The sequence below is a fragment of the Variovorax sp. Varisp46 genome (assembly GCF_059491885.1).
Window position 1 is genome coordinate 3,153,982 of the sequence record NZ_CP168515.1, and the last position, 18,027, is coordinate 3,172,008.

The window sequence follows — 18,027 nt, forward strand, 5'->3', positions numbered from 1 at the left end:
ACCACTGCAGGCACCGGCCATGACCCGCATGGAGCCCCTGCACAAGATCGAGGCCGGTGTGCTCGAAGTTGCGTACTTCGAAGCCGGCCCCGCCGATGGCCCGCCAGTGCTGCTGATGCACGGCTTTCCGTACGACATCCACACGTATGCCGAAGTCGCGCCGATGCTGGCCGACCAGGGCTGCCGCGCGATCGTGCCGTACCTGCGCGGCTACGGCGCCACGCGCTTCCTGAGCGAGGCCACGCCGCGCTCGGGCGAGCAGGCCGCGCTGGGCGCCGACCTGCTCGCGCTGCTCGATGCGCTGAAGATCGAGCGCGCGGTGCTGGCTGGCTACGACTGGGGCGGCCGCGCCGCCTGCGTGGTCGCGGCGCTGTGGCCCGAACGCGTCGCGGGGCTGGTGTCTTTCAACAGCTACAACATCCAGGACATCGCCAAGGCGATGGAGCCGGACACGCCGGCCAACGAGCACAGCCTCTGGTACCAGTACTACTTCCACAGCGACCGCGGCTGCGCCGGCCTCGGGAAAGACCGCAAGGCGCTCACGAAGCTGCTGTGGAAGCTGTGGTCGCCCACGTGGAAATTCGACGACGCCACTTTCGAGCGCAGCGCCGCCGCCTTCGACCATCCCGACTTCGTGGACGTGGTGATCCAGTCGTACCGCCATCGCTTCGGCCTCGTGCCGGGCGACCCGGCCTATGCGTACATCGAACGCCGCCTGTCGGCCCAGCCCACGATCACAGTGCCCACCATCACCTTCGACGGCCTCGACGACGGCGTGCGCCCGCCCGCCGACGCATCGGCGCACGCGCACCGCTTCAGCGGGCCGCGTTCGCACCGCCTTGTGCCCGGCGTGGGCCACAACATGCCGCAGGAAGCGCCGCGCGTCTTTGCCGATGCCGTGCTCGAACTCGTACCCGCCCTGCGCAGCCAAAACCCGCAATGACCGACAACAGCCCCAAGACTCTTTCCGAACACCACGCCTTCGGCGGCGTGCAAAGCTTCCACGAGCACCGCTCGCATGAAATCGGCTTGCCGATGCGCTTCTCGGTGTACCTGCCGCCGCAGGTCGCGCACGAGCGCGTGCCCGCCCTGCTCTACCTCGCGGGCCTGACCTGCAACGAGGAAACCTTCGCGGTGAAGGCCGGCGCACAGCGCATGGCCGCGAGCCTGGGCATCGCGCTGATCGCGCCCGACACCAGCCCGCGCGGCCCCGCCGCCGAGTGCGTGCCTGGCGCGAAGGACGACTGGGACTTCGGCATCGGCGCCGGCTTCTACCTCGACGCCACGCGCGAGCCGTGGGCCACGCACTGGCGCATGGAAAGCTGGATCGTGCACGAGCTGCTGCCGCTTGTGGCCCGGCACTTCGCCATCGACGGCGAGCGCATCGGCATCTCCGGCCACTCGATGGGCGGCCACGGTGCGCTGACGCTGGCGCTGCGGCATCCGGGGCGCTTCAAATCGCTCTCGGCCTTTGCGCCGATCTGCGCACCCACGCAGTGCCCATGGGGCGAGAAGGCGTTCGGCGGCTACCTGGGCCATCCCGGCGCCGACCGCGCGCAGTGGCTGGCGCACGACGCGAGCGCGCTCATGAAATCGCAGGTCGCGGCGCCCTACCCGCAAGGCATCCTCGTCGACCAGGGCCTGGCCGACAAGTTCCTCGCCGAGCAGTTGCACCCCGAGGCGTTCGAGGCCGCCTGCTTCGCAGCCGGCCAGCCGCTCACGCTGCGCCGCCACGCGGGCTACGACCACGGCTACTACTTCATCCAGAGCTTCATGGCCGACCACATTGCGCACCACGCGCAAACGCTGCGCGCGTAAAGTCTCATCGACCGCGGCGGCCTCGCGCCGTATCATGAAACACATGTCCGCCGCCCAAATTCCCGCCTTCCATCTGCGGTCGCGCGAAGGCACTGCCGAAGAGAACATGGTGCTGGCCGGCATCTGGCGCCGCGCGTGGATCGCGGCCAACCGGGGCCTCCCCCATATCGAGCCGATCGCTCACTGGCTGCGCCGCGTGCAGACCGAATTCGGGGCGCCTGCCGACGTGGTGCTGGCGGAGCGCGACGGGCAGGTGCTGGCGTTCATGGTGCTGCTGGAGCGGCGCGAGTACGTGGCGCAACTCTTCGTCGAGCCCCACCTGCGCAACCAGGGCTTGGGCAAGGCCCTGCTCGACGAGGCCTGCGTGCGCCTTCCGACCGGCTGGTGGCTGCACGTGGCCGCCACCAACACGCCGGCGCAGCGCTTCTACGAGCGCTATGGCCTCCAGCGCGGTGCGGTCGACCGCCATCCGACGAGCGGCCGCGAACGCATCGCCTACCATTGGTCGCCCGCGCGCCCGCCATGGCGCATCGGCTGAACCCGTTCCAATTTTTCCCCGCTCCATGCGCATCGACCACATCGCACTCTGGACCACCGATCTCGAGCGCTGCAAGCGCTTCTATGTCGACTATTTCGGCGCCACCGCCGGCGCGGGCTACGTCAATCCGGCCAAGGGCTTTGCCTCGTGCTTCCTGAGCCTTGGCGACGGCGCACGCATCGAGGCCATGACGACGAGCACGCTCTCTCCCGTGACGGCGGAGGCCGGCGCACAGCGCATGGGCTGGACGCACCTCGCGATCAGCGTGGGCTCCGACGCAGCAGTCGACGAACTCACGCAACGCCTGAAGGCCGACGGCCATCCGCTGCTCGACGGCCCGCGCCGCACCGGCGACGGCTACTACGAAAGCGTGGTGCTGGACCCGGACGGCAACCGCATCGAGATCACGGCATGAGCGATTTCGTCGATAGCCTGCACGAAACCTTCGAGCGCCTGGGCCGCATCCGCACGCGCCGCATGTTCGGCGGCCATGGCGTGTGGCACGAGGACCGCATGATCGCCCTCGTGGCCAACGACACGCTCTACCTCAAGTCGGATGCCGAGAGCGCGCCGTACTTCGACGCGCTCGACCTGCCGCCGTTCACCTACGTGCGCCAGGGCCAGTCGATGCCGATGTCGTACCGGCAAGCCCCGGCGGACCTGTTCGAGGACCGGAACGAAGCCGCACTCTGGGGCCGCCGGGCCTACGAGGCGGCGCTGCGCTCGGGCCAGCCGCCGAAGCCGAAGAAAACACCCGCCAAGAAAGCCGCAGTGAAGAAAAAGACAAGCAAGGCAGCCTCCCGGTGAGCGCCCACAACCCGACGCTCCTGCCCCTTCCCGAACGCGAACAGATCGCGCTGCTCGAACCCTTCGAAGGCCTCGGTCCCAAGGACATCGTCGTCGTCACCACGCTGCAGGAGGCCGAGCGCGCGGCCGCCACGCTGCTGGCAGCCGGCATCGCCGGCTTCGACACCGAATCGAAGCCCACCTTCGCGAAGAACGAGGTGTCGGGCGGCCCGCACGTGGTGCAGTTCTCGACGCGCGACACGGCGTGGCTGTTCCAGCTGCACCGCACCGAGTGCAACCCGGTGGTGGCCGCGCTGATCGCCTCGGCCGAGCTGCGCAAGGTCGGCTTCGGGCTCTCGGGCGATCTCACGCTGATCCGCCTGCGGCTCGGCATCGAACCGAAGGCGGTGTTCGACATCGACACCGAATTCCGCCACCGCGGCTACCGCAAGTCGGTTGGCGTGAAGGCGGCCGTGGCACTGGTGTTCAACCGCCGCTTCATCAAGTCGCGCAAGGCGACCACGTCAAACTGGGCCAACCGGCAGCTTACCGAGGCGCAGATCCGCTACGCGGCCAATGACGCCTATGCATCCATCCGCGTGTACGACGCGCTCTTCGGCGGCAGCTGACCGGTCAGTCCCGCCCCGCCTCCAGGATCGCCTGCGCGAGCCGCCCGGGGTTCGAGAAGAACATCTCGTGGCTGCCGGGGCACTCCACCAGGCGGAACAGGCCCAGCCGCTCCGACAGGCGCGGATGCCACGGCATGCCGTGAGGCATCGCGGTGTCCTGCTGGCAGTTGACGTACGACTTGCCCAGCGCCAGCGCGGCCAGCGGCTGCCGCAGCCTGATCTTGTCGGTGAAGGTGCGATACGGATGCGGGTTGAGCTTTTCGTAGGCCGCCTGCGCGGTCGCCAGGTCGGCGTCGTTGATGAAGGCTTCGCGCCAGATCTCGAAAGGCAGGGTCACCGCGTTGGCGTTGGCCGCCGCCACGGCGTCGAACATCGCGACGTATGGCGGCGGCACCATGTCGTTGAGCGACTCGCCATCGAGCGGCACGAAGGCGTTGATGTACACCAGCCGCTTCAGGCGTGGCGCGATGCGGTCCGCCACGCCCGAGATCACCATGCCGCCGTAGCTGTGGCCCGCGAGGCGGACCTCGGTGAGATTCTTCTCCTCGATGTAGCGCACGGCCGAGGCGATCGCGTCCTCCAGCGTGGTGCTGGCGCGGTCGTCGCCGGGGTTGTTGCCGGCAAGCGTGGGGCAGTACGCGGTGTGGCCGGCTGCGCGCAGGCCGTCGGCCACGGCTTCGATCTCGGCGCCGGTATGCCACGCGCCGTGGACTAGAACGTAGGTGTCGGACATGGGGGCTTGTCTCCTTCGTTGTGAGGGGAATGACTGTAGGGGCAATGGTGTACTGCGGGTGGCCGTTGTGCGCCAGCGCGATGACCGGCCCGCGCCGGATCGACGCTGCTATGATTCAATAATTCAACGATATTTGAAATATGAAAGAAGATGACGTCGTCCACGCCCTGGCCGCACTGGCGCAGCCCGTTCGCCTGCGGGTGTTCCGTGCGCTGGTGGAGGCAGGCCCGGCCGGCCTCACGCCCGGCGCGCTGACCGAAGCGCTCGAGGTGCCGGCAACGGGGCTGTCGTTCCACCTCAAGGAACTCATGCATTCGGGGCTCGTCTCCCAGGAGCGGCAGGGCCGCAACCTCATCTACCGTGCGGCGTTCGACCGGATGAACGGCCTGCTTGCCTACCTCACGCAGAACTGCTGCCAGGGCGAACCCTGCACCACCGGGTGCCCGCCGGCATGCTGAGCGCCGTCGCAATCTTCATCTTCACGCTCGTGCTGGTGATCTGGCAGCCGCGCGGGCTGGGCATCGGCTGGAGCGCTTCGCTCGGGGCGGCGGTCGCGCTGTTGCTCGGCGTGGTCCAGCTGTCCGACATCCCCGTCGTCTGGGGCATCGTATGGAACGCGACCGGCACTTTCATTGCCGTGATCGTCATCAGCCTGCTGCTCGACGAAGCGGGCTTCTTCGAATGGGCCGCGCTGCACGTGGCGCGCTGGGGCGGCGGACGCGGGCGGCTGCTGTTCGCGTTCATCGTGCTGCTGGGCGCTGCCGTGTCCGCGCTGTTCGCCAACGACGGCGCGGCACTGATCCTCACGCCCATCGTGATGGCGATGCTCGTCGCGCTGGGTTTCTCGCCGGCGGCCACGCTCGCCTTCGTGATGGCGGCGGGCTTCATCGCCGATACGGCCAGCCTGCCGCTGATCGTGTCGAACCTGGTGAACATCGTCTCGGCGGACTTCTTCAAGATCGGCTTCGGCGAATACGCCTCGGTCATGATTCCCGTGAACATCGCGGCGGTGCTCGCGAGCCTGCTGGTGCTGCTGCTTCGCTTTGGACGCGGCGTCCCGACAAGCTACGACGTCGGCCAACTCAAGCCGCCGGCCGCTGCGATCCGCGACCCCGCGACCTTCCGCGCGGGCTGGGTCGTGCTGTTGCTGCTGCTCGTAGGCTTCTTCGGACTGGAGCCCCTGGGTGTGCCGGTCAGCGCGGTGGCGGCCTTTGGCGCGGTCGTGCTGCTGGCGGTCGCGGGACGCGGCCCGGTGATCAGCATCAGGAAGGTGCTGCATGGCGCGCCCTGGCAGATCGTGGTCTTCTCGCTGGGCATGTACCTCGTGGTCTACGGGCTGCGCAACGCGGGGCTGACGGGCCACATCGCCGCACTGCTGAATGTCTTTGCGCAAGGCGGCGTCTGGGGCGCGGCGATGGGCACGGGCTTTCTCGCGGCGGGACTCTCGTCGGTCATGAACAACATGCCGACGGTGCTGGTGGGCGCGCTGTCCATCGACGCATCGAACGCGAGCGGCGCGGTGAAGGAAGCGATGGTCTACGCCAACGTGATCGGCTGCGACCTCGGCCCCAAGATCACGCCCATCGGCAGCCTTGCCACCCTGCTCTGGCTGCACGTGCTCGCCAGGAAGGGCACGGCCATCGGCTGGGGGTATTACTTCAAGATCGGCATCGTGCTGACGCTGCCTGTGCTGTTCGTGACCCTTGCGGCATTGGCACTTCGATTGAGCATTCCACTTCCATGAACGACATCACGATCTATCACAACCCCGCCTGCGGCACGTCCCGCAACGTGCTCGCGCTGATCCGCAACACGGGCGACGAGCCCAGGGTCATCGAATACCTCCAGCACCCGCCCGACCGCGCCACGCTGAAGCAGCTCATCGCCGCGATGGGCATTCCGGTGCGCGAGGTGCTGCGCCGCAAGGGCACGCCGTACGACGAACTCGGCCTCGACGACCCGAAGTGGACCGACGAACAGCTGATCGACTTCATGCTGCAGCACCCCATCCTCATCAACCGGCCGATAGTGACGACGCCGCTCGGCACGCGGCTGTGCCGGCCTTCGGAAGCTGTGCTCGACATCCTGCCGCATCCGCAGCAAGGCGCTTTCCTGAAGGAAGACGGCGAGGTGGTCATCGACGCGAAGGGCCAGCGCGCCGCCAAGCCCTGAGCTGCCCAGGCTCGACGCGGGGCACTTCGCGGACCGCGCCCACACCCCAAGCCATGCCCGCTTGCCAAGCGGGAATAAAACGCGCCCATCTCTGTCCCAGGCCCGACACCGGCAAAATGTTCCGCGAATCAAACCGGTGCGCTGGCATTCCGGCGCACGCACATGAAAGAAGGGGCCATGAGCAACAAAAGCGATTTCGGATTGATCGGCCTGGCCGTGATGGGCCAGAACCTCGTGCTGAACGTGGAAAGCCGCGGCTTCCAGGTCAGCGTGTACAACCGCACCGAGGCGACCACCGAAGCCTTCATCGCGGCCAACCCCGGCAAGAAGCTGGTCGGCGCGAAGACGCTCGAGGAGTTCGTTCAGAGCCTGGCCAGGCCCCGCAAGATCCAGATCATGGTGAAGGCCGGCGCGCCGGTCGACCAGGTGATCGAACAGCTCATCCCGCTGCTCGACAAGGACGACATCGTCATCGACGGCGGCAACAGCCTCTACACCGACACCGAGCGCCGCGACGCCTACCTTGCAGCCAAGGGCCTGCGCTTCATCGGCGCGGGCGTGTCGGGCGGCGAGGAAGGCGCGCGCAAGGGCCCGTCGATCATGCCGGGCGGCCCGCTTTCCACCTGGGAGGTGATGAAGCCTATCTTCGAGAGCATCGCGGCCAAGGTGGACGGCGAGCCCTGCGTGATCCATATCGGCCCCGGCGGAGCCGGCCACTACGTGAAGATGGTGCACAACGGCATCGAGTACGGCGACATGCAGCTGATCTGCGAGGCCTACAGCCTGTTCAAGGCGGCCGGTTTCAGCACGGACGAGATGGCAGCGATCTTCAACGAATGGAACAACGGCGAGCTGCAGAGCTATCTGATCCAGATCACCGCCAAGGCGCTCGAACAGAAGGACCCGGAAACGGGCAAGCCCATCGTCGACCTCATCCTCGACAAGGCGGGCCAGAAAGGCACGGGCCAATGGACGCTGATCAACGCGGCCGAGAACGCGGTGGTCATCAGCACCATCAACGCCGCGGTCGAGGCGCGTGTGCTGTCGTCGCAGAAGAAGGCGCGCGTGGCGGCGAGCAAGGTGCTGCAGGGCCCGAAGATCGAACTCTCGCTCGAGAAGAAGGCGCTGGTGGCCAAGGTGCACGACGCGCTGTATGCCTCCAAGGTGATCAGCTACACACAGGGCTTCGACCTCATCAAGACGATGGGCGACAAGAAGCAATGGAGGCTCGACCTCGGCGGCATCGCCTCCATCTGGCGCGGCGGCTGCATCATCCGCGCGCGTTTCCTGAACCGCATCACCGACGCCTTCCGCACCGACCCGGCGCTGGGCAACCTGATGCTCGATCCGTTCTTCAAGGACCTGCTGAACCGCACGCAGCAGAACTGGCGCGAGGTGGTGGCGCTGGCGGTGAGCAACGGCATTCCGGTGCCGGCGTTCAGCGCCTCGCTGGCCTACTACGACAGCTACCGCACAGAGCGCCTGCCGGCGAACCTGCTGCAAGCGCAGCGCGACTTCTTCGGCGCGCACACGTATGAGCGCACCGACAAACCCGAAGGACAGTTCTTCCATACGGACTGGCCTGAAGTCATTGGGTGACTTGGCTCTCCCTCGAAGTGATCACCGCGCAGCCGTCGCCAATACGGTGGCGCGGCGGGACCGGACCTCCCTCAGAAGTTCCTTCATCCTTCCTTCAGCATGAAGTTCGCAGGCCCAGCCGGCGGCGGATGCCGTTGATGAGACCTGGCCCGAAGTCGCGTCGCACTGCCCCGTCGCTGCGCGGCGCGTGGGAGAGCACAGCCGGCCCCACGTGCAGTTCAAGCACACCGGCCGTTTGCAGCGAATGCAGGAATAAAACGCACTGGGAGAACGGAAGCTGGCTGATGTCGGCCAGTTCGCCCGCGTTCAATGCACGCCGTGCCAGCAGGCTCGCCATGCGGATGTTGTCGAGGTCGTTGCGCAACGGCAGGGCTGGCGGCCAGCGGCGGAGCATGAAGCGCACCGAATCGGAAACCTCGATTTCCATGGCGGCTGTGTCGTCCAGCATCGACCGCGCGGGCGTCGCCTCGCGCAGCGCGTGCTCGGTGGTCTTGAGCCATTGCTGCAGCCTGTCGGCACGTATCGGCCGCTCCAGCGTGTCCGGCTTTCCGCCCGAATGCATGCGCGTGAGCCTGAGCACGGCAGCGGCCATGCCGGCCACCTGCGGGCAGCCCTCTTCCACGGCGGCACCATCGACCAGCAGCGCGTCGTACGGCGGCGCATTGACCAGCTGCCACGGGAACGCGGCGTCGCTCGCATACAGCCGCACGATCGTCTGGATCACGACGACTTCGGCAAGCGGCAGCTTGTAGACGCCGAGCCTCAGCAATGGGCGTGTCCTGCTTGCGGCGCTCATGTCAGTTCACCGCCGGCACTTCGCGCCAATTCGATCAATTTGCATCCGCTATCTCCTTGCCAAATAAAGTTCGATCCATCTTGAAAACGATGAAAATGGATGAATTGGCCCGTACTGAAAGATGCGTTCAATTCGAAGCAGTCCGCAAGGACATTCCGCATGAAACGAATCAGCGCACGCGACAATTTTTTACTACTTTATGACTCGTTACTGGCGCCGCAAGTGGGGGGCAGCCACTCAGTTTTGAGGCAATGGGCATGACACATTGCATGTCATGCACCAAGAAAAATTTCAATTCCCCAGTATGGGTCGCGCCAATTGAGGCCACCCGCCCTCGTTCACACAGGCTCCGCGCTGGACAGCGGCATCCATTCCTGCAGGCAGAGTTTTTCCACCGCCATGTCGACGAATGCCGAAACCGCCAGGGGGCGCTGTTGGCGGCTGGGATACACCACGCTCATCCCGCGTCCCGCTCGCATGTACAGCGGCAGCACGGGCACCAGCTGGCCCGTGGCCACTTCCGATGCCGTCAGGACCGCCGGCAACGCGACGATGCCGAGCCCGGCGCAGGCGGCCCTGCGCAGCGCCACCTGCACGTTGCTGGTGAAGCGCCCTCTCACTCGCACTTCTTCCTCTGTGCCGTCAGGCCCCTGCAGGCGCCAGGTGGCGTGGCTGCCGGTTTCCGGTGGCTGCGTCAGGCATTCGTGCTCGCTCAGCTCTTGCAGCGTGGCGGGTACACCGTGCGCCGCCAGGTAGGCGGGGCTGGCCAGGAGGCCAGCGTGGCTCGCGAAAATCCTTCGGGAAACGTAGCTCGAATCGGCCAGCGGGCCGATGCGAAATGCCACGTCGATGCGATCGGCAATGAGATCCGCCGGGACATCGCTGAGAACGAAGTCGAGTTGGACCAACGGATGCGCATCGAGAAACGCCGTCACCCATTCCATCTCGAAGTATTCGAAGAAGCTGGCCGATGCAGCCACCCGTACCGGGCCGCACGGCTCCTGGCTGCCGGAGACGTGCGATTGCCCTGCTTCGATCAGCTCCTCGACCGCGGGGCCGCATCGTTCACGAAAGGTTTCTCCCGCGCTGGTCAGCGTCAGTTTGCGGGTCGAGCGCTGCATCAGCCGGGTGCCCAGGCGCGCCTCGAGCTGCTGGATGCGGCGGCTCACCGTTGCCGAGGGCATGCGCAGCTGCCGCGCCGCCTCGGCAAAACTGCCGAAGCGCGCGACTTGGACGAACATTGCGACTTCATTCAGGTCGAGCACGAGATTCTTTCTGTCAATAGGTGACTGCAATTTCGCTTGTGGCGCTTCGATTTATCAATTCTATTTTTGCTATCGATCAATCTCTGCTTTGCAATCGATTAAAGTCTATGAGGTGCGGATACAATTACAAGAAACTGAACGGCAACTGACCAATTATCGTCGACGGGTGCCTTCGCAAAATAAATTTCAAATAGGTCATCGCCGGAGGGCTATTTCGCGCGGCTGCCATTTATATGGAAATAGCAGATAGTTGATCTAATCCACTATCTCCGCCAAGACGTTTTTTCCGCAATTGGCCCTTTGCCGATTCATATATGAATCTTTGCTGCTTCCAGCCCGCACCACTAGAACAAGCTGCCCTGCCCCACGGCGCCCGGCGGCCGGAACGCGGTGATGTCCAGCGGAATGCGCTCGCGGTTGAAGCCGAGGCGGTTCGCAGCCTTCTCGAAACGCTGATGGATCAGGTCGGCCCACAGGCCTGAGCCTTTCATGCGCGTGGCGAAGTCGGCGTCGTAGTCCTTGCCGCCGCGCATCTCGTGGATGCGCGCCATGATGCGGTCGGCGCGCTGCGGATAGTGCAGCGCAAGCCATTCCTTGAAGAGCGGCGCGACCTCCCAAGGCAGCCGCACCACCGTGTAGAAGGCGCTGCGCGCACCGGCTTCCCACGCGGCCTCGAGCACCAGTTCCATGTCTTCGGTCACGAAGGGAATCTGCGGCGCTACGCTCACACCCACCGGCACGCCGGCCGCGGCCAGCGTGCGGATGGCTCGCAGCCGTCGATGCGGCGCTGCGGCGCGCGGCTCCAGCTTGCGGGCGAGTTCGCCGTCGAGCGTGGTCACGGTGACGTACACGGCCGCCAGGCGGTCGGCCGCCATGGGCGCGATCAGGTCGAGGTCACGCTCGATGGCGCTCGACTTGGTGACCAGCGCGAACGGATGCCTCGTTTCCTTCAGCAGTTCGATGATCGAGCGCGTGAGCCGCAATTCGCGCTCGATGGGCTGGTAGCAGTCCGTGGCGGTTCCGATGGCGATGTAGCTGGGCCGATAGCTCCTGCGCCCAAGTTCGGCGCGCAGCACCTCGACGATGTTGCGCTTGGCGATGAGCTTGGTCTCGAAGTCGAGGCCCGGAGAGAGATTCAGGTAGCTGTGCGTGGGCCGGGCAAAGCAATAAATGCAGCCATGCTCGCAGCCGCGGTACGGATTGATCGAACGGTCGAAGGGGACGTCGGGCGAGTCGTTCTCGTTGAGCACCGACTTCACGTCCTCGAAGCGGATCTCGGTGGCGATGGGCTGCAGCTCGTCGGCCTCGGCCACGCCTTCCTCGAGCGTGCCCCAGCCGTCGTCGAAGGCGCTGCGCTCGTCCTTCGAGAAACGGTGCGCGAGTTGCGTGGCCGCACCGCGGCCCTTGATGGCGTGAACGGGGATCCGTGCAGTTGGCATGGCAGCTCCTTGGGCTGAAATACTGTGTATTCATACAGTATTTCACCGATTCACATTCGTCGCCAATTTTTCTATTTCTCTGTTGACAGAAATTTCGTAAATCCTAAACTCGACGCCATGGAACTCACCGACATTCAACGCAAGTTCGTGCTGCACTGGGGTGAAATGGGCTCGATGTGGGGCGTCAACCGCACCGTCTCGCAGATCCACGCGCTGCTCTTCGCGCACGGCAAGCCGATGAACGCGGAGGAACTGAGCGAAACGCTCGGCGTGGCCCGCTCCAACATCAGCAACAGCCTCAAGGAACTGCAGGCCTGGAACCTCGTGCGCGTGACCCACACGCTGGGCGACCGCCGCGATTACTTCGAGACCAGCGTCGACGTGTGGGAGCTGTTCCGAACCGTCGTGCGCGAGCGCAAGGAACGCGAATTCGACCCGACCGTGCGCGTGCTGCGCGAGCTGGTTTCCAGCCCCGACTTCCAGAAGGAGCCCGCCGATGCGCAGGACCGCATCCGCTCCACCATGGAACTCATGGACAAGCTCGCCACCTGGGCCGACGAAATGCTGCGGCTGTCGCCCGGCACGCTCGACAAGGTGATGACGCTGGGCGCCAGCGTGCAGAAGTTCGTTCGCGGCGAATCGGCGTCGCCCGGCAAGGGCGATGACCCCGACGCGCACCACGCCAGCCTGCCGATGATCTGAGGTCTCTTTTTTTGCCCATTTATTTCTGTTTTGACAGAAATATCGATAACAAAGAACGCCATGAGCCGCCCCGCCCTTCCCGCCTACCCGCTCACGATCTACTTCGACGCCAGCTGCGCGATCTGCTCTGCCGAAATGGGCAGCCTCAAGGCGCGCGACGCGGAAGCCCGGCTGCAACTGGTCGACTGCTCGCCAGTGGCGTTCAGCAGCGGTCCGGCCCCGCGCAGCGCGCTGATGGCGGCCATCCACGTATCGGACGCCGAAGGCCGGGTCTTCGTCGGCGTGCCGGCGATCCGCATCTGCCGCACGGCGGTCGGCCTGTCCAGCGGCAGCTTCCTGCTCGACCTGCCTCTGGTCGCACCGCTGGCCGACCGCGCCTATGCGCTGCTGGCGCGCAACCGCTACCGCATTCCGCGCTGGCTGGCCGCAAGGCTGGCGGGGCGCGTCGCGCCCTCCTGCGACGACGGCAACTGCCGCCTCTGAGAACCAACGAACAACCATCTGAGGGAATCGCCATGTCCACTGTTTTCCGGCCCGACTTCCGCACGCCCCACGACACGCCCCTGCGTATCCCGGCGAGCCACGCAAGCGCGCCCATCACGGCCGAGGACACGCAGGACTACTTCACCGAAGTCGCAGTCGACTACAGCGCGTGGAGTCCCAGCTACAACATGCACTTCGGCTTCTGGCGCGCAGGCCTGAACCCACTGCGGCGCGAAGGCATGCTGATGGAAATGAATCGCGTGGTCGGCCGCGCGCTGCAGCTCGGCCAGGCACGGCCCGGCAGCGCGGCGCAACACCGCTGCGTGATCGACCTGGGCTGCGGCGCCGGCGCCACCGCGCGCACGCTGGTTGGCGACCACGAATCGCTCTACGCCATCACCGTGACCAACGTCGCCGTGCAAAACCGCATCGCCGCGAAGCTCGACGCCGCCGCGGGCGTGACCGACCGCATGGCGCACATCGAGGCCGACTACACCCGCACCGGCCTGCCCGCAGCACAGGCCGATGGCGCGTGGGCCGTGGAAAGCGCCTGCTATGCCGGCGGCACCAGCAAGGCCGACTTCATCCGCGAAGCCGCGCGGCTGCTGAGGCCAGGCGCGCGCCTCGCGGTGGTCGACGGTTTCCTGCTTCGCCGCAGCCCCGGTCGCCTCGCGGGCTGGCTGCACCGCCTGTGGGCCGACAGCTGGGCCGTGCCCACACTGGCCGTGCGCGAAGACTTCATCGCTGCACTGCATGAGCACGGCTTCGACGACGTGGAAGTGAAGTCGCTGCGCTGGCGCGTCGCGCCCAGCGCGCTGCACATCCCGGTACTGGCCACCCGCTTCACGCTGGCCGAACTCTGGAAGGCGCGCGGCAGGCTCAGCCCATGGCGGCGCAAGCACATCGTGGCCAGCTACTGCGCATTGGCGCTGGGCATGTTCTGGCGCGACTTCGACTACTGCATGGTCACCGCCAGGCGCCGCGCCGACTGAGCGCAATACGAATACAAACAGACAGAGGAGAAGAGGCTTTTCATGCAAAACGATCCCGAAGAAAGCAGGTTCGCCGGGCTGCCCCCCGTCGAGCCGCAGCCCGCGATGAGCGAAGAAGCACAGCCCAAGCCCGTTCGCGGCATGCCCTTCGGCTGGTTCTGGCCGATGGCCATCGGCGCCGCGGTCGCGCTCGTGCTGCGCCTCTTTTTCAGCAGCGCCCCCGGCAAGCCCTACTCGGCCATGCTGGCTTCCTTCGTCTACTTCGTGCCCGCGGTATGCGGCGCGGTCACGGTGTACATGGCCGAGCGCATCGAGCGCCGCAGCTGGGGGTACTACATCTGGGCGCCGTGGGTGGCGACCTCGCTCTTCGTCGGCGGAACGCTGCTGGTGTTCATCGAAGGCCTGATCTGCGCCATCGTCATCGTGCCGCTGTTCGCCACCATGGGCAGCGTGGGCGGGCTCGCGATGGGCATCGTGTGCCGCGTCACCAACTGGCCCAAGCAGGCCATCTACAGCTTCGCGATGCTGCCGCTGGTGCTCGGCGCCATCGAGCCCCAACTGTCCAACCCCGACCGCTTCTCCAACACCTCGCGCGCGCTCTTCATCGCAGCGCCGCCCGAGCGGGTGTGGCACGAGCTCAATGCCGCGAGCGACATCCGCCCCGCCGAGGTCGGCGACGCATGGGCCTACCGCATCGGCGTGCCGATGCCGGTGTCGGGCGTGACGGTCGACGCGACCGAGGGCCGCGTGCGCCAGGTGCAGTGGCAGAAGAACGTGCATTTCGAAGAGGTCATCACCGAGTGGGAGCCCAACCGCCTGCTGAAGTGGCGCTTCCGCTTCTCGCCCGATTCCTTCCCGGCCGGCGCGCTCGACGACCACGTGATGATCGGCGGCCAATACTTCGACCTGCGCGACGCCACCTACACGCTGACACCACGCGACGGCGGCACCGAGCTTCGCGTGGCGGTGTCGTGGCGGCTGAGCACCAGCTTCAACTGGTATGCCGACCGTGTCATGCATCTGCTGCTGGACGACGCCTCGGAGAACATCCTGCGCTTCTACAAGGCGCGCAGCGAAGCCACGGCAATGCCGCCCACCGCCGGATGACGACGGTGCAGCCCGTCTTCCAGCAAGCGCTGGGCCCCGCCTGGGACTGACATGGGCTATGTCTGGCGCATCGCGGGGTTGCGCATTCCGCTGCCGCTCTGCCTCTTTCTCGGCACCGCCTACGTCGAAGAACGGCCCGACCCGGCCGATGCCGACCGCTTCACGATCAAGATGCTGCTGCGCCACCGCTGGCTCGGCGACGTGTTCCGATACAGCGGGCGCTTTCACCTCGGCCCGCGAACGGGATCACAATGAGCGCACCATGCCGCGCCGCCCAGAGAACCTCTACGCCCAGTATCACGCCCACGTCTATTTCGGGCCCGACACGCTCGCGCAGGCCAAGGCCCTTTGCGAGCGCGCGGGCCGCGAGCTGATGGTGGTGGTCGGCCGCGTGCACGAGCGGCTGGTGGAGCCGCATCCGCACTGGAGCTGCCAGATCGCCTTCGACGCCGCCGAGTTCGACCAGGTCATCGGCTGGCTCGAAGCCAACCGCGACGGGCTCGACGTGTTCGTGCACGGCGTGACGGGCGACGACCTTGCCGACCACACGGCGCATGCCATGTGGCTCGGCGAAGAAAGCGCACTCGACCTGCGGATGTTCCGGCACTGACTAGGCCTTCTCTTCCGAGCCGGCACCGTGCACCTTGAAGAAGGTCGCGCCCTCGACCTTCTGGCCGATGGCCTGTTCGTAGGCTGCGCGCACGTCGTCGGGCTGGCCGGCCTGCCCGAAGAAGTCCTTCAGGTACGGGCCCAGCAGCGGATGCGCGGCCAGTTCGGCACGCGGCAGGCCGCTCAGCATCTCGTCGCGGCAGGCCGAGGGCAGGAACACATCGCGGTTCTTCTCCGCGTCGCGGATCAGCCCTTTGGGCTCGTGCGCCGGATCGGCCTGCATCGCCTCGATCTCCTCGAAGAAGCGGCGGCGCATCATCACGATGCCCTTGTCGCTCTGGCCCAGCTTCTCGCGCGTGCGGTCGGTGACGGTGCCCTGCCCCACCCACACCACGAAGTCCTGGTTGGCGACGTGGCTGGTGATCCAGCGGCCGGTGGCCGGGTCCTTGATGGGCCCGTACCACGAGGGGATGCGCTCCTGCACATAGGGCTCCTGCTCGGTCGGCACGCGGCTCAGCACCCACAGCACGCTGAGCGTATGGTGGTCGTCGATGGGCACACGCCATTCGAAGTGATGGCCCAGGAAGAAGCCGTTGGGCCACAGCGTGACGCGGCCGGTGGTCCACATCACGTTGTCTTCGCGCTCGCCGCCGCGCAGGCGCTTGTAGACGAAACCGTGCTCGAACTCCTCGAAGGCCAGCTTCAGATGCGTGGGCACGTACGGCCCTTCCTCGCCCTGCAGGCGCGTGGTCCAGTTGTTGTGGGTCCACTCGAAGTGCACGGGGTCGATGGAGTTTTCCTGGCACTGGAACCAGTTGCACGGAATCTCCGCGAACACCGCCTGCGCGAAGCCGTTCTTGTAGTTGAACAGCTCCCAGTCAGGCAGCAGCGGCGCGGGCAGCGGGCCCATGTAGGCCCAGAGCAGGCCGGCCTTCTCCTGCACCGGGTAGGCCTTGATCTTTGTGTTCCTGCGCATGCGCGCACCGGGGTCCAGCGTTTCCTCGAAGGGCTGGTGAATGCACTGGCCGCCCTGGTCGTATTGCCAGCCGTGGTAGCTGCAGCGCAGGCCGCATTTCTCGACGTAGCCGTAGGACATGTCGGCATTGCGGTGCGGGCAGCGGCGGTCGACCAGTCCGTAGTTGCCGCTCAGGTCCTTGTAGAGCACGAGGTCTTCGCCGAGGATGCGCAGCGGCTTCACGGCCTTGCCGTCGAACTCGCTGGCGCCGGCGATCGGGTGCCAGTAGCGGCGCAGGTAGTCGCCCATCGGCCTGCCGGGGCCCACTTCGGTCAGCAGGCGGTTTTTTTCTTCGCTCAACATGCTTGTCGTCTCCCCGTCCTTCAATCGGCGCGGATGCCGAACTCGCGCACCAGCTTTCCGAAGCGCTGGTCGTCATCCAGGATCTGGCGCGCCAGCACGGCGGGCGCGCCACCGACGGGCTCGATGCCGAGCGCGGCCATCTTGGCCTGCACGTCGGGCATCTTCAGGATTTCGTTGAAGTGCTGGTTGAGCGCCTGCACGACATCGGCGGGCATGGCCTTCGGGCCGAGCAGGCCCATCCATGCGCTCACGTCCACGTCCCGGTAGCCCAGTTCGATGAAGGTGGGCACGTTGGGCATCAGCTTCGTGCGCTGGCGCTCGGCGACCGCGAGCGGGATCAGCTTGCCGGCGGCGATGTGGCCCGACACGGCACCGGGCGTGATCCAGCCCACGCTGACGTGGCCGCCGAGCGTGTCGTTGACCACGGGGGCTACGCCGCGGTACGGCGCATGCGTCGCGGCAATGCCCGCGTCCTTGTTGAGCAGCTCGCCCGCGATGTGCATCGGCGAGCCCGCGCCCGGCGTGCCGTAGGTGAAGGCCTTGCCGGCCTTCGCGCCGGCCACGAGCTGCGCCACGCTCTGGATGCCGGTCGCAGGCGCGGTGACCAGCAGCAACGGGATGTTGCCGGTCTTCACGATGGGCGTGAAGTCCTTCACCACGTCATGCGCCACGCCGGGACCGGTCTTCAGCACATGCTGCGCGATCGGAAAGGTACTGGGCGTGAACAGCAGCGTGTAGCCGTCGGCCTGCGCCTTGGCGACCCACACGTTGCCGATCATGCCGCTCGCGCCGGGCCGGTTGTCGACAAGCACTGGCTGGCCGACGCGCTGCGACAGCTTCTCGGCATAGGTCCGCGCGATGGCGTCGGTGTCGCCGCCCGCCGGATAGGCCACGACGACGGTGATGGGCTTCGTGGGCCATGCCTGCGCCATGGCCGCGGTGGCGGCACATAGCGAAAGAACGGCTGCAGCAGCGGCGCGGGCCGCGTTTCGGTGGTGAAACAACATGCTCTTTTCCTTCTCGGTGGGACGACGTTGGGGT

The 18,027-nt window shown here is 66.4% G+C and carries 22 protein-coding genes; 16 read left to right on the forward strand and 6 right to left on the reverse strand.

Annotated features, from left to right (window positions below; all coding sequences use genetic code 11):
- Positions 1-19 precede the first annotated feature (19 nt).
- Genes ACEN9N_RS14930 through ACEN9N_RS14955 form a run of 6 tightly spaced genes read left to right on the forward strand, consistent with a single transcriptional unit; the run spans position 20 to position 3,771 of the window.
- On the forward strand, positions 20-943 hold the full coding sequence (locus ACEN9N_RS14930) for an alpha/beta fold hydrolase (RefSeq protein WP_413314459.1): 924 nt from the start codon (positions 20-22) through the stop codon (positions 941-943).
- On the forward strand, positions 940-1,818 hold the full coding sequence (gene fghA / locus ACEN9N_RS14935) for an S-formylglutathione hydrolase (protein ID WP_413314460.1): 879 nt from the start codon (positions 940-942) through the stop codon (positions 1,816-1,818). Before ACEN9N_RS14930 ends, fghA begins: the two co-directional genes overlap by 4 nt.
- A 43-nt stretch (positions 1,819-1,861) precedes the next feature.
- On the forward strand, positions 1,862-2,356 hold the full coding sequence (locus tag ACEN9N_RS14940; protein ID WP_237726109.1) for a GNAT family N-acetyltransferase: 495 nt from the start codon (positions 1,862-1,864) through the stop codon (positions 2,354-2,356).
- Positions 2,357-2,381: 25 nt separating this feature from the next.
- Positions 2,382-2,771, forward strand: coding sequence for a VOC family protein (locus ACEN9N_RS14945; protein WP_056520849.1), 390 nt, complete (start codon positions 2,382-2,384; stop codon positions 2,769-2,771).
- Positions 2,768-3,163 carry a TfoX/Sxy family protein gene (locus ACEN9N_RS14950; protein ID WP_413314463.1) on the forward strand — a complete coding sequence of 132 codons (396 nt, stop codon included), beginning with the start codon at positions 2,768-2,770 and terminating at the stop codon, positions 3,161-3,163. Before ACEN9N_RS14945 ends, ACEN9N_RS14950 begins: the two co-directional genes overlap by 4 nt.
- Positions 3,160-3,771: a 3'-5' exonuclease gene (locus ACEN9N_RS14955; protein WP_495653882.1), complete on the forward strand. Its 612-nt coding sequence runs from the start codon at positions 3,160-3,162 to the stop codon at positions 3,769-3,771. Before ACEN9N_RS14950 ends, ACEN9N_RS14955 begins: the two co-directional genes overlap by 4 nt.
- A 4-nt stretch (positions 3,772-3,775) precedes the next feature.
- On the opposite strand, the gene ACEN9N_RS14960 is transcribed toward ACEN9N_RS14955, so the two are convergent.
- The gene (locus tag ACEN9N_RS14960; RefSeq protein WP_007835108.1) at positions 3,776-4,504 is read right to left on the reverse strand and encodes an alpha/beta fold hydrolase; all 729 of its coding nucleotides are present in this window, start codon (positions 4,502-4,504) and stop codon (positions 3,776-3,778) included.
- A gap of 140 nt (positions 4,505-4,644) precedes the next feature.
- Between ACEN9N_RS14960 and ACEN9N_RS14965 the strand changes: the two genes are divergently transcribed.
- The 4 genes from ACEN9N_RS14965 (at position 4,645) to gnd (ending at position 8,275) form a co-directional block, all read left to right on the forward strand.
- Entirely contained in the window at positions 4,645-4,962 is a 318-nt protein-coding gene (locus ACEN9N_RS14965) for an ArsR/SmtB family transcription factor (RefSeq protein ID WP_007835104.1), read from the forward strand.
- The gene (locus tag ACEN9N_RS14970; protein WP_495653883.1) at positions 4,956-6,248 is read left to right on the forward strand and encodes an arsenic transporter; all 1,293 of its coding nucleotides are present in this window, start codon (positions 4,956-4,958) and stop codon (positions 6,246-6,248) included. The genes ACEN9N_RS14965 and ACEN9N_RS14970 overlap by 7 nt, the downstream gene beginning before the upstream one ends.
- Positions 6,245-6,676: an arsenate reductase (glutaredoxin) gene (gene arsC, locus ACEN9N_RS14975; RefSeq protein ID WP_007835100.1), complete on the forward strand. Its 432-nt coding sequence runs from the start codon at positions 6,245-6,247 to the stop codon at positions 6,674-6,676. Before ACEN9N_RS14970 ends, arsC begins: the two co-directional genes overlap by 4 nt.
- A gap of 177 nt (positions 6,677-6,853) precedes the next feature.
- A complete protein-coding gene (gnd, locus tag ACEN9N_RS14980; protein ID WP_042673648.1) occupies positions 6,854-8,275 on the forward strand; it encodes a decarboxylating NADP(+)-dependent phosphogluconate dehydrogenase in 1,422 nt (473 codons plus the stop codon).
- A 94-nt stretch (positions 8,276-8,369) separates the two neighbouring features.
- On the opposite strand, the gene ACEN9N_RS14985 is transcribed toward gnd, so the two are convergent.
- The 3 genes from ACEN9N_RS14985 to ACEN9N_RS14995 all read right to left on the reverse strand — a co-directional run bounded on the left by ACEN9N_RS14985 (position 8,370) and on the right by ACEN9N_RS14995 (position 11,775).
- The gene (locus ACEN9N_RS14985; RefSeq protein ID WP_495653884.1) at positions 8,370-9,044 is read right to left on the reverse strand and encodes a hypothetical protein; all 675 of its coding nucleotides are present in this window, start codon (positions 9,042-9,044) and stop codon (positions 8,370-8,372) included.
- A gap of 365 nt (positions 9,045-9,409) precedes the next feature.
- Positions 9,410-10,336: a LysR family transcriptional regulator gene (locus ACEN9N_RS14990; protein WP_413314472.1), complete on the reverse strand. Its 927-nt coding sequence runs from the start codon at positions 10,334-10,336 to the stop codon at positions 9,410-9,412.
- 344 nt (positions 10,337-10,680) lie between these two features.
- Positions 10,681-11,775 (reverse strand): PA0069 family radical SAM protein, encoded by a 1,095-nt coding sequence (locus tag ACEN9N_RS14995; protein ID WP_413314473.1) that lies wholly within the window; start codon positions 11,773-11,775, stop codon positions 10,681-10,683.
- Positions 11,776-11,892: 117 nt separating this feature from the next.
- Here ACEN9N_RS14995 and ACEN9N_RS15000 point away from each other — a divergent pair, with 117 nt between their 5' ends.
- The 6 genes from ACEN9N_RS15000 to ACEN9N_RS15025 are packed head-to-tail and all read left to right on the forward strand — an operon-like array spanning position 11,893 to position 15,669.
- Positions 11,893-12,477 (forward strand): GbsR/MarR family transcriptional regulator, encoded by a 585-nt coding sequence (locus ACEN9N_RS15000; RefSeq protein WP_007835089.1) that lies wholly within the window; start codon positions 11,893-11,895, stop codon positions 12,475-12,477.
- 60 nt (positions 12,478-12,537) lie between these two features.
- Entirely contained in the window at positions 12,538-12,960 is a 423-nt protein-coding gene (locus ACEN9N_RS15005; RefSeq protein ID WP_413314475.1) for a thiol-disulfide oxidoreductase DCC family protein, read from the forward strand.
- Between the two features lie 32 nt (positions 12,961-12,992).
- Positions 12,993-13,952: an SAM-dependent methyltransferase gene (locus ACEN9N_RS15010; RefSeq protein ID WP_495653885.1), complete on the forward strand. Its 960-nt coding sequence runs from the start codon at positions 12,993-12,995 to the stop codon at positions 13,950-13,952.
- A 42-nt stretch (positions 13,953-13,994) separates the two neighbouring features.
- Entirely contained in the window at positions 13,995-15,059 is a 1,065-nt protein-coding gene (locus ACEN9N_RS15015; RefSeq protein WP_495653886.1) for an SRPBCC family protein, read from the forward strand.
- Positions 15,060-15,110: 51 nt separating this feature from the next.
- Entirely contained in the window at positions 15,111-15,314 is a 204-nt protein-coding gene (locus ACEN9N_RS15020) for a DUF4166 domain-containing protein (RefSeq protein ID WP_007835082.1), read from the forward strand.
- 7 nt (positions 15,315-15,321) lie between these two features.
- Entirely contained in the window at positions 15,322-15,669 is a 348-nt protein-coding gene (locus ACEN9N_RS15025) for a DOPA 4,5-dioxygenase family protein (protein WP_495653887.1), read from the forward strand.
- Here the strand turns inward: ACEN9N_RS15025 and ACEN9N_RS15030 are convergent, their stop codons facing one another.
- Positions 15,670-16,986 (reverse strand): Rieske 2Fe-2S domain-containing protein, encoded by a 1,317-nt coding sequence (locus ACEN9N_RS15030; RefSeq protein ID WP_495653888.1) that lies wholly within the window; start codon positions 16,984-16,986, stop codon positions 15,670-15,672.
- A 20-nt stretch (positions 16,987-17,006) separates the two neighbouring features.
- A complete protein-coding gene (locus ACEN9N_RS15035; RefSeq protein WP_495653889.1) occupies positions 17,007-17,993 on the reverse strand; it encodes a Bug family tripartite tricarboxylate transporter substrate binding protein in 987 nt (328 codons plus the stop codon).
- Between the last annotated feature and the right edge of the window lie 34 nt (positions 17,994-18,027).

What these genes read in the sequence shown, in the direction of transcription:
- ACEN9N_RS14930 (WP_413314459.1), top strand. Translation starts at nt 20, where the DNA reads ATGACCCGCATGGAGCCCCTGCACAAGATCGAGGCCGGTGTGCTCGAA.
- fghA (WP_413314460.1), top strand. Translation starts at nt 940, where the DNA reads ATGACCGACAACAGCCCCAAGACTCTTTCCGAACACCACGCCTTCGGC.
- ACEN9N_RS14940 (WP_237726109.1), top strand. Translation starts at nt 1,862, where the DNA reads ATGTCCGCCGCCCAAATTCCCGCCTTCCATCTGCGGTCGCGCGAAGGC.
- ACEN9N_RS14945 (WP_056520849.1), top strand. Translation starts at nt 2,382, where the DNA reads ATGCGCATCGACCACATCGCACTCTGGACCACCGATCTCGAGCGCTGC.
- ACEN9N_RS14950 (WP_413314463.1), top strand. Translation starts at nt 2,768, where the DNA reads ATGAGCGATTTCGTCGATAGCCTGCACGAAACCTTCGAGCGCCTGGGC.
- ACEN9N_RS14960 (WP_007835108.1), bottom strand. Translation starts at nt 4,504, where the DNA reads ATGTCCGACACCTACGTTCTAGTCCACGGCGCGTGGCATACCGGCGCC.
- ACEN9N_RS14965 (WP_007835104.1), top strand. Translation starts at nt 4,645, where the DNA reads ATGAAAGAAGATGACGTCGTCCACGCCCTGGCCGCACTGGCGCAGCCC.
- ACEN9N_RS14970 (WP_495653883.1), top strand. Translation starts at nt 4,956, where the DNA reads ATGCTGAGCGCCGTCGCAATCTTCATCTTCACGCTCGTGCTGGTGATC.
- arsC (WP_007835100.1), top strand. Translation starts at nt 6,245, where the DNA reads ATGAACGACATCACGATCTATCACAACCCCGCCTGCGGCACGTCCCGC.
- gnd (WP_042673648.1), top strand. Translation starts at nt 6,854, where the DNA reads ATGAGCAACAAAAGCGATTTCGGATTGATCGGCCTGGCCGTGATGGGC.
- ACEN9N_RS14995 (WP_413314473.1), bottom strand. Translation starts at nt 11,775, where the DNA reads ATGCCAACTGCACGGATCCCCGTTCACGCCATCAAGGGCCGCGGTGCG.
- ACEN9N_RS15000 (WP_007835089.1), top strand. Translation starts at nt 11,893, where the DNA reads ATGGAACTCACCGACATTCAACGCAAGTTCGTGCTGCACTGGGGTGAA.
- ACEN9N_RS15005 (WP_413314475.1), top strand. Translation starts at nt 12,538, where the DNA reads ATGAGCCGCCCCGCCCTTCCCGCCTACCCGCTCACGATCTACTTCGAC.
- ACEN9N_RS15010 (WP_495653885.1), top strand. Translation starts at nt 12,993, where the DNA reads ATGTCCACTGTTTTCCGGCCCGACTTCCGCACGCCCCACGACACGCCC.
- ACEN9N_RS15015 (WP_495653886.1), top strand. Translation starts at nt 13,995, where the DNA reads ATGCAAAACGATCCCGAAGAAAGCAGGTTCGCCGGGCTGCCCCCCGTC.
- ACEN9N_RS15020 (WP_007835082.1), top strand. Translation starts at nt 15,111, where the DNA reads ATGGGCTATGTCTGGCGCATCGCGGGGTTGCGCATTCCGCTGCCGCTC.
- ACEN9N_RS15025 (WP_495653887.1), top strand. Translation starts at nt 15,322, where the DNA reads ATGCCGCGCCGCCCAGAGAACCTCTACGCCCAGTATCACGCCCACGTC.
- ACEN9N_RS15030 (WP_495653888.1), bottom strand. Translation starts at nt 16,986, where the DNA reads ATGTTGAGCGAAGAAAAAAACCGCCTGCTGACCGAAGTGGGCCCCGGC.
- ACEN9N_RS15035 (WP_495653889.1), bottom strand. Translation starts at nt 17,993, where the DNA reads ATGTTGTTTCACCACCGAAACGCGGCCCGCGCCGCTGCTGCAGCCGTT.